14 protein-coding genes and 2 pseudogenes are annotated in these 13812 nt (G+C 72.8%); 10 read left to right on the top strand and 6 right to left on the bottom strand.

The window, feature by feature from the left end:
* Positions 1–72 precede the first annotated feature (72 nt).
* Entirely contained in the window at positions 73–909 is an 837-nt protein-coding gene (locus FHS34_RS33805; protein ID WP_184972703.1) for a class I SAM-dependent methyltransferase, read from the bottom strand.
* 365 nt (positions 910–1274) lie between these two features.
* On the opposite strand from FHS34_RS33805, the gene rpsA reads away from it, so the two are divergent.
* Positions 1275–2768: a 30S ribosomal protein S1 gene (rpsA, locus tag FHS34_RS33800; protein WP_184972621.1), complete on the top strand. Its 1494-nt coding sequence runs from the start codon at positions 1275–1277 to the stop codon at positions 2766–2768.
* 188 nt (positions 2769–2956) lie between these two features.
* Here rpsA and FHS34_RS33795 read toward each other — a convergent pair whose 3' ends face one another.
* Positions 2957–3919, bottom strand: coding sequence for a right-handed parallel beta-helix repeat-containing protein (locus tag FHS34_RS33795; protein ID WP_184972619.1), 963 nt, complete (start codon positions 3917–3919; stop codon positions 2957–2959).
* A gap of 217 nt (positions 3920–4136) precedes the next feature.
* Between FHS34_RS33795 and FHS34_RS33790 the strand changes: the two genes are divergently transcribed.
* From FHS34_RS33790 to FHS34_RS33780, 3 genes are all read left to right on the top strand, one after another.
* On the top strand, positions 4137–5075 hold the full coding sequence (locus FHS34_RS33790; RefSeq protein ID WP_184972617.1) for a PAC2 family protein: 939 nt from the start codon (positions 4137–4139) through the stop codon (positions 5073–5075).
* Between the two features lie 144 nt (positions 5076–5219).
* A complete protein-coding gene (coaE, locus tag FHS34_RS33785; RefSeq protein ID WP_184972614.1) occupies positions 5220–5837 on the top strand; it encodes a dephospho-CoA kinase in 618 nt (205 codons plus the stop codon).
* Between the two features lie 49 nt (positions 5838–5886).
* Entirely contained in the window at positions 5887–6267 is a 381-nt protein-coding gene (locus FHS34_RS33780; RefSeq protein ID WP_184972612.1) for a tetratricopeptide repeat protein, read from the top strand.
* A 33-nt stretch (positions 6268–6300) separates the two neighbouring features.
* Here FHS34_RS33780 and FHS34_RS33775 read toward each other — a convergent pair whose 3' ends face one another.
* Complete coding sequence (locus FHS34_RS33775) at positions 6301–6639, bottom strand: DUF6343 family protein (RefSeq protein WP_184972610.1); 339 nt, start codon at positions 6637–6639, stop codon at positions 6301–6303.
* Between the two features lie 342 nt (positions 6640–6981).
* Here FHS34_RS33775 and FHS34_RS33770 point away from each other — a divergent pair, with 342 nt between their 5' ends.
* The 3 genes from FHS34_RS33770 (at position 6982) to FHS34_RS33760 (ending at position 9439) form a co-directional block, all read left to right on the top strand.
* Positions 6982–7893 (top strand): acyltransferase domain-containing protein, encoded by a 912-nt coding sequence (locus tag FHS34_RS33770; RefSeq protein ID WP_184972608.1) that lies wholly within the window; start codon positions 6982–6984, stop codon positions 7891–7893.
* 74 nt (positions 7894–7967) lie between these two features.
* Positions 7968–8648, top strand: coding sequence for a class I SAM-dependent methyltransferase (locus FHS34_RS33765; protein ID WP_184972606.1), 681 nt, complete (start codon positions 7968–7970; stop codon positions 8646–8648).
* Positions 8649–8965: 317 nt separating this feature from the next.
* The gene (locus FHS34_RS33760) at positions 8966–9439 is read left to right on the top strand and encodes a DoxX family protein (RefSeq protein ID WP_184972604.1); all 474 of its coding nucleotides are present in this window, start codon (positions 8966–8968) and stop codon (positions 9437–9439) included.
* Between the two features lie 73 nt (positions 9440–9512).
* Here the strand turns inward: FHS34_RS33760 and FHS34_RS33755 are convergent, their stop codons facing one another.
* Positions 9513–10349 (bottom strand): Hsp15 family ribosome-associated heat shock protein, encoded by an 837-nt coding sequence (locus tag FHS34_RS33755; RefSeq protein WP_184972602.1) that lies wholly within the window; start codon positions 10347–10349, stop codon positions 9513–9515.
* Positions 10350–10672: 323 nt separating this feature from the next.
* Between FHS34_RS33755 and FHS34_RS33750 the strand changes: the two genes are divergently transcribed.
* Positions 10673–11368: a uracil-DNA glycosylase gene (locus FHS34_RS33750; RefSeq protein WP_184972600.1), complete on the top strand. Its 696-nt coding sequence runs from the start codon at positions 10673–10675 to the stop codon at positions 11366–11368.
* A gap of 13 nt (positions 11369–11381) precedes the next feature.
* Here the strand turns inward: FHS34_RS33750 and FHS34_RS33745 are convergent.
* Positions 11382–11581, bottom strand: a pseudogene (locus FHS34_RS33745) (FCD domain-containing protein); the annotation flags it as partial.
* Between the two features lie 68 nt (positions 11582–11649).
* Between FHS34_RS33745 and FHS34_RS42030 the strand changes: the two are divergent.
* A pseudogene (locus tag FHS34_RS42030) lies at positions 11650–11940 on the top strand (aspartate/glutamate racemase family protein); the annotation flags it as partial.
* Positions 11941–11962: 22 nt separating this feature from the next.
* On the opposite strand, the gene FHS34_RS33735 reads toward FHS34_RS42030, so the two are convergent.
* Positions 11963–12424 (bottom strand): GNAT family N-acetyltransferase, encoded by a 462-nt coding sequence (locus tag FHS34_RS33735; RefSeq protein WP_184972598.1) that lies wholly within the window; start codon positions 12422–12424, stop codon positions 11963–11965.
* 415 nt (positions 12425–12839) lie between these two features.
* Here FHS34_RS33735 and FHS34_RS33730 point away from each other — a divergent pair, with 415 nt between their 5' ends.
* Positions 12840–13625, top strand: coding sequence for a nucleotidyltransferase family protein (locus FHS34_RS33730; RefSeq protein ID WP_184972596.1), 786 nt, complete (start codon positions 12840–12842; stop codon positions 13623–13625).
* Positions 13626–13812: the final 187 nt, after the last annotated feature.

The following is a 13812-nucleotide window of genomic DNA, read 5'->3' as shown; positions in this document are numbered from 1 at the left end:
CGACCGGCCCGCGGGGAAACGCCTGCGCGCGCGTGCACATGTGCACGCGCGCGCAGGCGGATCACAAGGGTGTCAGTCCCGCTCGCAGACGAAGATCGCCGTGCCGGGGACCAGGTTTCCGCGGAGGGGCGACCAGCCGCCCCACTCCGAGGTGTTCCAGGCCGGCCACTCCGGTTCCACCAGGTCCACCAGCCGGAACCCGGAGGCCACGATGTCCCGCACCCGGTCGCCGAGCGTCCTGTGGTGCTCCACGTACACCGCGTGGCCCTGCTCGTCCTGCTCCACGTAGGGCGTGCGGTCGAAGTAGGACGAGGAGACCGACAGGCCCTCGGGCCCCGGCTCGTCCGGGAACGCCCAGCGCAGCGGATGCGTCAGCGAGAACACGAACCGCCCGCCCGGCCGCAGCACCCGGCGCACCTCGCGCAGGACCAGCCGCGGGTCGGCCACGAACGGCAGCGCCCCGTACGCGGAGCAGGCCAGGTCGAAGGAGCCGTCCGCGAAGGGCAGCGCGCCGGCGTCCGCGCAGACCAGCGGGAACACCCCGCCGATCCGCAGCGCGTGCTGGAGCTGGCGGTGCGAGAGGTCCAGGGCCACCGGCCGCGCGCCCTGGGCGGCCAGCCAGCGCGCGCACTGCGCCGCGCCCGCGCCGATCTCCAGGATCTCCTTGCCCTTCAGCTCCTCCTGCGGGCCGAGCAGCTCCGCCTCCACCTCGTCCAGGCCCTCCGGGCCCCACACGAAGCGGTCGTCCCCGAGGAACGTGCCGTGCTCGACCTGGTACTCGTCCGCGTTGCGGTCCCACCAGCCACGATTGGCCCGCGCGCTCTCGGTGACACCGGCGTCACGCCGGGTGGCCTCCGGCTCGGTCTCCTCGGACCGCTCCGGGTCGTACGCTTCCGCCTCTTGGATGATCGGCTCCCTCGTCGTACTCTTCCGTCCAACCCGCCGAGGGGTGGGTAGGGAAGGGCTCCCATGGGCCCGTGTGGCCCGTCGGGGTGAATCTTCTGCCGGTTATGCGGCGATCCGCCCTGGGTGTGCGCCTTCGCGCATTGACCCTGTCCGGCTGCCCCCGTATGCTACAAGTTGCGCTGCGAGCCTGCGCACCTCAGACGTAGCAGGCTGCGCTCGCATCTGTTGTATGTCCCCTCGGTTGTCGAGGCGCCATCGCCAGGTTCCTGGTGGGGCGCTTCCTTGGCTGTCCGGCTTCTGCAGAGCGATACGGGCTCCGGCGTAGCAGTACCTACGACTTCAATGTCCGTACCGGAGCCCTTTCCCACATGACGAGCAGCACCGAGACCACCGCCACCACCCCGCAGGTTGCGGTCAACGACATCGGTAACGAGGAAGCTTTCCTCGCCGCGATCGACGAGACGATCAAGTACTTCAACGACGGCGACATCGTCGACGGCGTCATCGTGAAGGTCGACCGGGACGAGGTCCTGCTCGACATCGGTTACAAGACCGAAGGTGTCATCCCGAGCCGAGAGCTCTCGATCAAGCACGACGTCGACCCGAACGAGGTCGTCAAGGTCGGCGACGAGATCGAGGCCCTGGTCCTCCAGAAGGAGGACAAGGAAGGCCGCCTGATCCTCTCGAAGAAGCGCGCCCAGTACGAGCGCGCCTGGGGCACCATCGAGAAGATCAAGGAAGAGGACGGCATCGTCACCGGCACCGTCATCGAGGTCGTCAAGGGTGGTCTCATCCTCGACATCGGCCTCCGTGGCTTCCTGCCGGCTTCTCTCGTCGAGATGCGCCGTGTCCGCGACCTCCAGCCCTACGTGGGCAAGGAGCTCGAGGCCAAGATCATCGAGCTGGACAAGAACCGCAACAACGTGGTCCTGTCCCGCCGCGCCTGGCTGGAGCAGACCCAGTCCGAGGTCCGCCAGACGTTCCTCACGACCCTCCAGAAGGGTCAGGTCCGTTCCGGCGTCGTCTCCTCGATCGTCAACTTCGGTGCCTTCGTGGACCTGGGTGGCGTCGACGGTCTGGTGCACGTCTCCGAGCTGTCCTGGAAGCACATCGACCACCCGTCCGAGGTTGTCGAGGTCGGCCAGGAGGTCACCGTCGAGGTTCTCGACGTGGACATGGACCGCGAGCGCGTCTCCCTGTCGCTGAAGGCGACCCAGGAAGACCCGTGGCAGCAGTTCGCCCGCACCCACCAGATCGGCCAGGTCGTGCCCGGCAAGGTCACGAAGCTGGTGCCGTTCGGTGCGTTCGTCCGCGTGGACGAGGGCATCGAGGGTCTGGTCCACATCTCCGAGCTGGCCGAGCGCCACGTGGAGATCCCGGAGCAGGTCGTCCAGGTCAACGACGAGATCTTCGTCAAGGTCATCGACATCGACCTCGAGCGCCGTCGCATCAGCCTCTCGCTGAAGCAGGCCAACGAGGCCTTCGGTGCCGACCCGGCGACGGTCGAGTTCGACCCGACCCTGTACGGCATGGCCGCGTCGTACGACGACCAGGGCAACTACATCTACCCCGAGGGCTTCGACCCCGAGACCAACGACTGGCTCGAGGGCTACGAGACCCAGCGCGAGGCGTGGGAGCACCAGTACGCGGAGGCGCAGCAGCGCTTCGAGCAGCACCAGCAGCAGGTCATCAAGAGCCGCGAGGCCGACGCTGCCGCTGCCGCCGAGGGTGGCGAGGCTGCCGCTCCGGCCGCGTCGGGTGGCGGTTCGTACTCCTCCGAGGGTGCGGACACCTCCGGTGCCCTGGCCTCTGACGAGGCGCTTGCCGCGCTGCGCGAGAAGCTGGCCGGCGGCCAGAGCTGAACGCAGCCGCTGAGGCTTAGCCGATAGCAGGCTGAGGGGCCGTACCTTTCGAGGTACGGCCCCTCGGTGTTTTCGGACCCCGGCCGGTAGTCCCTCGGCTGCCGGGCGCGCTGCGGCTGGCCGCGCCCACGCGGCGGAGCCGCATATCGGTACAGCCCCGCGCCCCTGGGCAGTCACCGCGGCCCTCGTCAGGGGGTGAGCGGGATGTTCGTCAGCCCCTTGCCGCCCGCCACCGTGTTGCCGGCGTAGACCGTCGTCCTGCAGCCGGTGCTGCTGTTGGTGACATCGATCGCCAGCTGGGTCGAGCCGGTGGCGCCGGTCAAAGTCGACTTGTTGCCCCGGAACACCGTGCCGCAGCCCCAGCCGGACTGCTGGGTGTGGGTCTGGTAGCCGTCGTTGCTGGTCCGGGTGCCGGTGTTGTCCTGGACGAGGACGTCGTCGCCCTTCACGTCGACCCAGGAGTCGTCGTAGTTCGCGCCGGTCAGGCCGCTGCCGTCGAAGGTGTTGCCGACGATCCGCGCGCCGGTCGTGCCCTCCTTGATGTCGACGTTCTCGCCGCCCACGTCCGGTCCGATCGTGTTGGCCAGGATCTGAACGCGGTCGCTCTTGTCGGACAGCGTGTTCGCGGTGCCCACGTAGACCCCCTCGCCCATGCCACGGCCGTCGTTCCCGGTGTCGTAGATCCTCGAATTCCTGATCACGCCGTCCGTGCTGGAGTTGCGGAAGTGCACGCCCTCCATGTCCAGGCCGTGCACCGTGACACCGTCCACGACGACGCCCCGGGCCGAGTCGATCACGATGCCCTTCTGGCCGCCGGTCACCGTCACACCGCTGACCGTCCAGTAGGAGGCGCCGTTCAGGTGCAGCCCGTAGCCGCCGCCGGCGGTGAGCACGGCACGGGGGGAGCCGGTGAGGGTGATACGGGCGGACGCCGTGGCCGGGGTGGTCGCCTTGAAGTTCCCGGTGTAGGTGCCGTCCGCCAGGTGGATCGTGTCGCCCGGCCCCGCGGCGCCGAGCGCGCTCTTCAGCTGGGCGGCTGTCGTCACCTCGAGGGTGGTGGCGGCCGCGGCCGGGCCGTCGGCGGTCACGAGCAGGCCGCCGGCGGCGAGGGTCGTGGCGAGCAGGGAGGTGAGCGGTGTGCGTATGCGCATGGCTGCTCTCCTGTCGTACGGACGGGTCGTCACGGGCCAGTCATTTCCCATACATGAACGCTGAACGTCAGTATGAACACCGATGGTCGTGAAGGTAGGGACCAGGTGACGGGGCGTCAAGACGTTCCGCACGAGATCGCAGATCAGCGGTGTGTCGCGGGAATTCCCGCGCTCCAGGGCACGTTGTCGATGACGAACACGAGGAGGAGCGGTCACAGTGCTTGATCCGCAGGGTTTGTACGCATGGGAGCCGAAGGGCCTCGCCGTTGTCGACATGGCGCTCGCCCAGGAGTCGGCCGGCCTTGTCATGCTCTACCACTTCGACGGATACATCGACGCGGGCGAGACCGGCGACCAGATCGTCGACCGGCTGCTCGACTCGCTGCCCCACCAGGTCGTGGCCCGCTTCGACCACGACCGGCTCGTGGACTACCGTGCCCGCCGGCCCCTGCTGACCTTCAAGCGGGACCGCTGGACCGACTACGAGGTCCCGGCCATAGAGGTCCACCTTGTCCAGGACACCACCGGTGCCCCGTTCCTCCTGCTGTCCGGCCCCGAGCCGGACGTGGAGTGGGAGCGGTTCGCGGCGGCGGTGCAGCAGATGGTGGAACGGCTCGGCGTGCGCCTGTCCGTGAACTTCCACGGCATCCCCATGGGTGTCCCGCACACCCGCCCGGTGGGTCTGACCCCGCACGGCAACCGCACCGACCTCGTCCCCGGTCACCGCAGCCCCTTCGACGAGGCGCAGGTGCCCGGCAGCGCGGAATCGCTGATCGAGTACCGCCTCATGGAGGCCGGGCACGACGTCCTGGGCGTCGCCGCGCACGTCCCGCACTACATCGCCCGTTCCCCGTACCCGGACGCCGCGCTGACCGTCCTGGAGGCCGTCACGGCCGCCACCGGTCTCGTGCTGCCCGGCGTGGCCCACTCGCTGCGCACGGACGCGCACCGCACGCAGAACGAGATCGACCGGCAGATCCGGGAGGGCGACGAGGAACTGACCGCGCTGGTCCAGGGCCTTGAGCACCAGTACGACGCGGCCGCGGGCGCCGAGACCCGGGGCAACATGCTGGCCGAGCCCGTCGACATCCCCTCGGCGGACGAGATCGGGCAGGAGTTCGAGCGGTTCCTGGCGGAGCGCGAGGGCGACAACTAGGGTCTTTCGTTCGGATCACGCCGGATCGGGCACCACGGCCCGCGAGCCCGGCGTGATCCAGACCAAAGTCCCTACGGCCCCCGTCGACGGGCGGCCGCGGGGCCGTCGGCGGGGTCCCCGGCCGCAGGGCCTAAGCTTCCGCTCATGCTGACAGTGGGCCTGACCGGCGGTATCGGCGCCGGCAAGAGCGAGGTGTCGCGGCTGCTCGTGGAGCACGGCGCCGTGCTGATCGACGCGGACCGCATCGCGCGCGAGGTCGTGGCGCCCGGCACCCCCGGCCTCGCGGCCGTGGTCGACGCCTTCGGGACGGACATCCTCACCGCCGACGGCAGCCTGGACCGGCCCCGGCTAGGCTCGATCGTCTTCGCCGACCCCGAGAAGCTCGCCGTCCTCAACTCGATCGTGCATCCGTTGGTGGGCGCCCGCTCCCGCGAGCTGGAGTGCGCCGCGGCCGAGGACGCCGTGGTGGTCCATGACGTGCCCCTGCTCACCGAGAACGGTCTCGCACCGCTCTACGACGTCGTGATCGTCGTGGACGCGAGCCCCGAGACCCAGCTCGACCGGCTGGTACGGCTGCGGGAGATGACCGAGGAGGACGCACGCGCGCGCATGGCGGCACAGGCGACCCGCGAACAGCGCCGGGAGATCGCGGACATCCTCGTCGACAACGACGTACCCCTGGACGCGCTGAAGAAGCGCGTCGCCGAGGTGTGGGACGACCTCGCGCGCCGGGCGCGACAGGCGGCCGCGGACACGGAATAGCCCGTGCGTTCGGGGCGTTGAACCACCTGAGCAAGGGAAGGACTCAGCCGTGCCCGAGACCAGCGGTTCCACCGGACGTACTCCGGAAACGCATGTCATCGACTTCCGCGCCGCCGAGCAGCTGCTCAACGCACGGGACCCGCGGGGCGCGGTGAAGCTGCTCGACGGAGTGATCGCCGCGCACCCCGAGAACACCGCCGCGCGGCTGCTCCGCGCGCGTGCCTTCTTCGCGGCGGCGCAACTGCGGCCCGCCGAGCTGGAGTTCACCATCGTGCTGGAGCGCGAGCCGGACAACGCCTACGCGCACTTCGCCCTGGCCCGCACCTACGAGCGCCGGGGCCGCCCCGACCAGGCCAAGCGTCACTTCCGGCTGGCCGCCGCGCTCGACCCCAATCCGGAGTACCTGAAGGCCGCCCGCTTCGACGACTGACGGCGGGCCGGCGGTCGCCCGCTTTACGCCCGGCTACGGATGCCGGTGCCTCGGCGGCCCCGGGTACGGCGGTCCGCTCCGCCGCCGGCTCCCCGGCCGCCCCGGGTACGCCGGACCGTTGTCCGGCGGCGGGTACGGCGGTACGTCAGGGCCCGGCTGGTAGTGCGGGCCCTGACGGATGTGCCGGAGGATCATGGCCATGTCGACCGTGATCACCAGCCACAGCACGCCGCACGCCGCGGCCCAGCCCGGGCGCCCGGCCAGCGCGAACGCCGCCGTGCCGAAGATCGCCCAGAGCAGTCCCCACAAGCTCAGCCAGAACCGCGCTCGCAGGGGACTGCGCGCGGTCGCCGGTTCACTGCCCGTACGCATCGGACCATCACTCCTGAGGGCAACGTACTCTTCGATGACGACGTGCACCAACGCTCGACGGGACGACGGGGAACGCCGCTCGACGGGACGGCCGGGGCGCCGCTTGACGGGCCGGCCGGGAACGCCGCTCGACGGGACGACCCGGGCGCCGCCCGGCGCGCGACCGCTGATCCAGGCCGGTCATGCCCGGTGAGACGCGCACGGCCGCCGTCCGCGGAGACCCGAGGTGTCCGTGGAGGACGCTTCATGGAGAGCGCGTCCGTGGAGACAGAAGCCGCCCGAGGAGGCCGGTGCCGCCCGTCGGCGCCCGGCCGCCCGACGAGGCCGAAGGGGGAACCGCCCGTGCTGCCGGACGCCGACGACCTGCCCGAACTGCTCCTCGACCTGGCCGTGCCGCACGAGGACATCAACGAACTCGTCGCCCGGTGGCGCGGAGTGACCCAGGACCCCGACACGCTCGGGCTCCTGGCGGACTGCGTCGAGGAGGTGTTCCGCGAGTCCGGCGACACGGACCGCACAGCCGGGCTCGACGCCCTGCTCACCTCGGCACCGGCCGAACTGGCCGACATCCTCCCGGTGTTCGTCTTCCTCGCGGCCCTGCCCCGCACCCGCGCGGACCAGCGGGCGCGCGGCATCCCGGCCGAGGTCACCCGGCGCACGCTGGCCGACCTCGGGCGCCACATCGCGGTGCACCGCAGGCGGCACGGCCGGCCCGGGGTGCAGGCGTGGCGCTGGCTGGTCCGGCACTTCCGCGGCGAGCTGTACCAGCTGGGACGGCTCCAGTTCGAGCGGGCACGGCTCGGGCGGCGCACGGCGCCGGTGCTGGCGGCCGCCGGACTGGACGCGGCACCCGGAACGCCCTGCCTTGACCTGCACATTCCCGACTTCCACGGTCCGCTGACCCCGTCCGCCTGCGACCGCTCCCTGGCGCTGGCCCGTGAGTTCTTCGCCCGGTACCACCCCGCGGACCGGCCGGTGGCGGTGCTCTGCCACTCCTGGCTGCTCGACCCGACGTTGCGGCGGTACCTGCCCGCCGATTCCAACATCGTCCGCTTCCAGGAACGGTTCCGTATCGCCCGTGAGGACGGCGAACCGGCCGACACCGAGCCCGTCCAGTTCGTCTTCGGAGACCCGGACCTGCCGGTGGCCGAGCTGCCCCGCCGCACGTCCGTGGAGCGGGCGGTCGGGGACCATCTGCGAGCCGGCGGCCACTGGTACATCGGCCATGGATGGTTCCCGTTCCAGCCCGAATAGCTCGAACGAGTGAACCGGGCGAGGAGGGGAACGGGCGTACGAGGGTGGGCCGTTGTCCGGGCATGAGGATCGACATGCGTGAGGGACACGAGGGCACGGGGCCCGGGGCTGTCACCCCGGACGGCTGCGCGGTCGAGCTGTACGCACGGCTGCCGGCGGGCGACGAGCCGGACATCATCGCCGCGGCGGTTCCGGCCGGGGCGCACATCCTGGAACTGGGCAGCGGGGTGGGCCGGATGACCCATCCCCTGCTGGAGCGCGGCTTCACGGTCACGGCCGTGGACGAGTCCGCCGACATGCTGGCCCGGATCCGCGGGGCGCGCACGATACGCAGCACCATCGAAAGCCTCGACCTGGGCGAGAAGTTCGACGTCGTGATGCTCGCGTCGTTCCTGGTGCACACCGGTGACGAGGAGGTGCGCGGGGGCATGTTGCGCACCTGCGCCCGGCATGTGGCGGAGGGCGGCTGCGTGCTCATCCAGCGGGAGGGCCCGGACTACCACACCGACGTGCCCAGGGAGCGGACCGATCCGAGCGGCTTCACCATCCGCATCGCCTCGGTGGAGCCGGCCGGGAAGGGGGTGAACTCGGTCCGCGCGGAGTATGTGTTCCCGGACGCGGTGTGGACCCAGACGTTCCTGGCCAGGCCCCTGACGAAGGAGCGGTTCGAGTCGGTGCTGGCGGAGGCGGGACTGGAGGCGGACACCTATCTGACACCGGACGGGATGTGGGTGAGGGCAGTGCCGACGGCGTGACGGAGCGCGGGTCGGTGCGGGTCGGTGGGTGACGCGATCGGGTGTGACGGAGCGCGGGTCGGTGGGCCGGCGGGACGGTGCGAGCGGGATGGCGGGAGGGCGCGATCGGGTAGAGGGCGCGATCGGGTAGGTGGGAGGGCGAGATCGGATAGGTGGGCGGCGCGACCAGGCCGGCGGGACGGAGTGCGGTCGGTGGCGGCGGCCCGACCGGGCTCCTCCGGGGCCCGGGATCGGGTGGCTCTCCGGCGATGAGTTCTCGGCTTCCGGCCGGTCTGCCTCGGTGAAAGCAACCCGGACCGCTTCGCCAGGAGACCCGCATGTCCGAGACCACCGCCCCCGTCGGCGCCCGCTCCACGGCCTCCACGCCCTCCATGACGTCCGCGGGCACCGCCGGTTCCCCTGCCGGCCGGGCGCGCGGAGCCCTGGTCGCCCTGCGGGTCGTGCAGGTGCTGCTCGCCCTGTTCTACGGCATCGCCAGCGCCCTGCCCAAGCTCATGGCGCATCCGACCGCCGTGGAGTCCTTCGACCGAATCGGCTGGGGCAGCGGGGCCATGTACGCCATCGGCGCGCTCGAACTCGCCGGGGCGATCGCGCTGTTGGTCCCGGTGCTGCAGGCCGTGGCGGCCACCGCCCTCGGGGCGCTGATGGTGGGGGCGTTCCTCGTCCAGCTCACCGCGTTCGACGGCGAGAACGCGGCGACCCCGCTGATCCTGATCACACCGCTCGCCCTGATCGCCTGGGCCCGTCGGACGCACAACGCGGACCTGGTGCGGCTGCTGCGCCGACGGTGACCTCACCACCGACGCCGGCCGGGCAGTGGGAGCCCGGCCGACGTCGGCGGGGACGCCGCCGTGCCGAGCCCGCTCAGCGCCCGCGTGGGCGTCCCCCCGAGCCACCAGAGCCACCGGAGCGGCCGGAGCCCCCCGATCCGGCGTGGCCGCCCGGGCCACCGCGCCCACCGGCCGCGCCGGAGCCTCGGCGACCACCACGGCCGCCGGCCCCGCCGGATCCGCCACGGCCGCCCGTCGCACCGGTGCCGGGGCCGCCCGGCCCGCCGAGCCCGGCGAAGCCTCCAGAGGTGCCCGGTCCGCCGAAGCCGGAGAAGCCGCCGAGACCGCCCGGTCCGCCGAGGCCGCGGAGGCGTTCCAGTTCGCGGCGGTCGCGCTTGGTGGGGCGGCCTGCGCCCGGATCGCGGAGACCGGCGGGGGCGACGGCCTCACGGGGCGGAGGCGGCGGGGAGTTGTCGAGGTAGCACTGGACGGCCACGGGTGCGCCGACCCGCTTGCGGATCAGGCGCTTGACGATCACGACGCGTTCGCGGCCCTCGTGCCGCAGCCGTACCTCGTCGCCGACACGCAGGGAGTAGGCGGGCTTCACCCGCTCACCGTTCACATGCACATGCCCGCCCCGGCACGCGGTGGCGCCCAGGGAGCGGGTCTTGATCAGGCGGACGGCCCAGATCCAGCTGTCGACGCGGACGGTCTCGCCCTGGGCGGGCCCTGCGGCCTCGGCGGCGGCCACCGCGGCGGCGATCTTCGGGTCCAGCGGCTGCTCGGCAGGGGTGGAGCCGGTTCCGCCCGGCGCGCCGGTCCCCGCATCGGTGCCCGCGCCGGTGCCTTCACCGGTTTCCGCGCCGGCCCCTCCGCCGGTCCCCGCACCGGTCCCACGGTCCACGTTCTCGTCCGCATCCTCGGAAGCCATGCCCCGACCCTAACGCCACGGGGCGGCACAGCCGGAAGCCTTTTTCCGCGGCGCCCGCGGTCGTCCGGCCACGTCCCGCTACGCCTCGTCCGCCGGTCCGCGCCGGTCGCCGGGCCGACCGGTGGAGGCCAGTCAACGTGCCGGCCGGTGGAGGCCAGTCATCGTGCCGGCCGGTGGAGGCCCGGTCATCGTGAACGGCACGGAGCTCACGGGTTCCGTGCGGTGCGCTGCGGCCGCCGTCGGCGAACCCGGCCGTGCCGACCCTCGGCCTCGTGGCGCAGGCGCGGCGTTCACCCCGGCGCCCCGGGGCATACGGTGGCCGTATGGACGACCGCAGAGCCCTCGCCCGGCTGGACCGGCGCGTCGCCGACTGCCGAGCCTGTCCCCGGCTGGTCGGCTGGCGCGAGGAGGTGGCCCGTACGAAGCGGGCCGCGTTCGCCGACTGGACGTACTGGGGGCGGCCGGTGCCCGGGTTCGGCCCGGCCGACGCCCGGCTGATGATCATCGGACTGGCCCCGGCCGCGCACGGCGGCAACCGCACCGGGCGCATGTTCACCGGCGACCGCTCGGGAGACGTGCTCTACCAGGCGCTGTACGACGTGGGGCTCGCCTCGCAGCCCACCTCCGTGAGCGCCGACGACGGTCTGGAGCTGTACGGCGTGCGGGTCACGGCGCCCGTGCACTGCGCCCCGCCCGCCAACAAGCCGACGCCGGGGGAGCGCGACACCTGCCGCCCCTGGCTGGTCCGGGAACTGACGCTGCTGCGGCCGACGCTGCGGGCCGCGGTCGTGCTGGGCGGCTTCGGCTGGCAGGCCGCGCTGCCCGCGTTCGCGGAGGCGGGCTGGACCGTGCCCCGGCCCCGCCCGGCCTTCGCGCACGGCACCCGGGTCGCGCTCGACGGCCTGGACCTCTTCGGCTGCTTCCATGTCAGCCAGCGCAACACCTTCACCGGCCGGCTCACCGCCGGCATGCTGCGCGAGGTCCTGCGTACGGCGGCGGACGCGGCCGGGCTGCCGTAGCGCGCCGGTCCGCTCAGGGGGCGTCGGCCGCCTCGGCGGGGCCGGTGCCGAACAGGTGCCGTACCGTCGAGCGGTGTTGGCGAGGACGTGGCCGAGCGCGTGGGCGCGGGCCCGGTCCGGGTCACCGGAGGCGATGGCCTCGTACAGCTCGCGGTGTTCGGCGAGGAGCTGGGGCCACTCCTCGTTCCGCCGCGTGAGCCAGCGCAGACGGCCGTCCGCCTCCCGCACCGGCACCCGCGAGACGCCGAACCGCTCGGCCAGTTCCGTTCGACGAGCCGGTCGCCGGGTCCGAGGTCCTGGTGCTGGGCTGCGCCAGGATGACGGGACTCCAGCGGGTGGTGGAGGAGCGGCTCGGACTGCCGGTGGTGGACGGCGTCGGGGCGGCGGTGAAGCTCGCGGAGTCCCTGATGGGCCTGGGCCTGACGACGAGCCGGGCGGGCGGCTACGAGAAGCCGCTGCCGAAGGAGCGGAGGCGGGGGCGGCCGGCGGACCGACCGCGTACGCCCCCGAGGGCGCCGGCCGCTCCGCCGCGCCTTCCGCCTCCGGCCCCGTCAGCGGTCATCCGGACGTAGGGCTCACGGCCGCCCCCAGGGCTCACGGCCGCCACACGTACCGGACGTCCGGCTCCCGCTCCTCGTTGCCGCTGCCGTCCGTGTACTCGGCGGCCACGAAACCGTGCCGCTCGTAGAAGCGGTGCGCGGGGGCGTTGACCTGGAAGGTCCAGAGAGCCAGACCCCGGGGGCTGCGCTCCTTGGCCAGGGCGACGAACCGGTCACCGAGGCCACGCCCCCGCCAGTCGGGGGCGAGGTAGAGCTGGGACAGCTCGTCGTCGTCCAGCACCATCATGCCGACGACCCCCCGGCCCGGGTCGGCCGCCTCGGCGACCCAGGTCTCCTGCAGCGGCACGACCACGTCACGGAAGTACGCGCGCACCTCGTCGTCCGAGTGCGCCCGGCCGACCGTGGGCAGGGCGGTGGCGAAGGACCGCAGCCAGACGTCGGCGACGGCATGGGCGTCCGCCGCCACCGCCCGGCGCAGCACGACCGTTTCCGTCACCGGCCGCCCTCCCCGCGCTCCGGCACCACAGCCGTCGCCGTGATCGCCCCGGCGGCGAACGCGGGCTTCCCGCCCGCCCCGACGACGGGGCCGTGGGAGCGGGCGGGAGGGAGGAAAGGCCCGGGGGCGGTCACGCGCCGGATCACGGAAGCGGCTCCCACAACGGTTGACGGACAGCAGGTCAGCAGCGCTCGGAGAGCTGCTTCCCGATCATCGGATCGCCTCGGCCCCGCACGCATCCGAATTACCGGCGCGCGCTCCACCACCGAGCGATCGCTGGACCGCTCGCCGGAGACCGAACGGCTCGCGGCCGCACCGCCCGGCCGTGCACGGCACGCCGGACCGATCGCCTAGCACCACGACCCCCCCCGGAAATTCGGGAGCGGACTTCCGTCGGCCGGGGCAGGCTGGGCGTATGCCCGAGTCCAGCGACGCCGACTTCCTCGCCGCCACCGCCGACCGGCTGGCCGCCCTCCCCACCGTCCGGGCCGTGGCCCTCGGCGGTTCCCGTGCCCAGGGCACCCACCGCCCGGACAGCGACTGGGACCTGGCCGTCTACTACCGCGGCCCCTTCGACCCGGACGACCTGCGCGCCCTCGGCTGGCCGGGGGAGGTCTCCGAGATCGGCGGCTGGGGCGGCGGTGTCTTCAACGGCGGCGCCTGGCTCACCATCGACGGACGCCGCGCCGATGTGCACTACCGGGACCTGGACGTCATCGAACACGAACTGGCGGAGGCCGAGGAGGGCCGCTTCCGGGTGGAGCCGCTGCTGTTCCACCTGGCCGGGATCCCCAGCTACCTGGTCGTCGCCGAACTGGCCCTGAATCAGGTCCTGCGGGGCGAGCTCCCGCGCCCGGCCGGGTATCCGCCGGAACTGCGCCGCACGGCCGCCGACCGCTGGTCCGGCAGCGCCCGCGCCACCCTGGCCTACGCCAAGGCCCATCACGCCCCGCACGGCCGCCTCACCGAGACCGCCGGCGCCGTCGCCACGGCCGCCGTCCAGTCCGCCCACGCCGTCCTCGCGGCCCGCGGGGAGTGGGTGACGAACGAGAAACGACTGCTGGAGCGGGCCGGGTTGCGAGGGATCGACGCCGTGCTGGGTGCCCTGCGCACCGAGCCCGGCGCCCTCGTCGGCGCCGTGACCGAAGCCGAGGAGATCATCGCCGGGGTGCCGCGCCCGGAGCGCCCTTCACCCTCGTGAGGACGGCCCAGACTCCCCCGGGGCAGCACAGACTCCCCAGGGGCAGCGCAGACTCCGTGAGGACGGCCCAGACTCCCTGAAGGCAGCGCCGACTCCGTGACGGGTGCCCAGGAGCATCGCGGGCTCCTCTCGGGGGCCGCGGCCGGGCCGTGGTGAGGCCAGGGTGCTCGTCCCGCCCGTCGCGCGA

The organism is Streptomyces echinatus (assembly GCF_014203595.1).
Lineage (GTDB): Bacteria > Actinomycetota > Actinomycetes > Streptomycetales > Streptomycetaceae > Streptomyces > Streptomyces echinatus.
Note: the sequence above shows the minus strand (reverse complement) of the source record. Positions and strands in the feature narration are given on the sequence as shown.

Excerpts from the sequence above, each read along its gene's own strand:
- rpsA (WP_184972621.1), top strand. The coding sequence starts at position 1,275 with ATGACGAGCAGCACCGAGACCACCGCCACCACCCCGCAGGTTGCGGTC.
- FHS34_RS33795 (WP_184972619.1), bottom strand. The coding sequence starts at position 3,919 with ATGCGCATACGCACACCGCTCACCTCCCTGCTCGCCACGACCCTCGCC.
- coaE (WP_184972614.1), top strand. The coding sequence starts at position 5,220 with ATGCTGACAGTGGGCCTGACCGGCGGTATCGGCGCCGGCAAGAGCGAG.
- FHS34_RS33775 (WP_184972610.1), bottom strand. The coding sequence starts at position 6,639 with ATGCGTACGGGCAGTGAACCGGCGACCGCGCGCAGTCCCCTGCGAGCG.
- FHS34_RS33765 (WP_184972606.1), top strand. The coding sequence starts at position 7,968 with ATGCGTGAGGGACACGAGGGCACGGGGCCCGGGGCTGTCACCCCGGAC.
- FHS34_RS33760 (WP_184972604.1), top strand. The coding sequence starts at position 8,966 with ATGTCCGAGACCACCGCCCCCGTCGGCGCCCGCTCCACGGCCTCCACG.
- FHS34_RS33755 (WP_184972602.1), bottom strand. The coding sequence starts at position 10,349 with ATGGCTTCCGAGGATGCGGACGAGAACGTGGACCGTGGGACCGGTGCG.
- FHS34_RS33750 (WP_184972600.1), top strand. The coding sequence starts at position 10,673 with ATGGACGACCGCAGAGCCCTCGCCCGGCTGGACCGGCGCGTCGCCGAC.
- FHS34_RS33730 (WP_184972596.1), top strand. The coding sequence starts at position 12,840 with ATGCCCGAGTCCAGCGACGCCGACTTCCTCGCCGCCACCGCCGACCGG.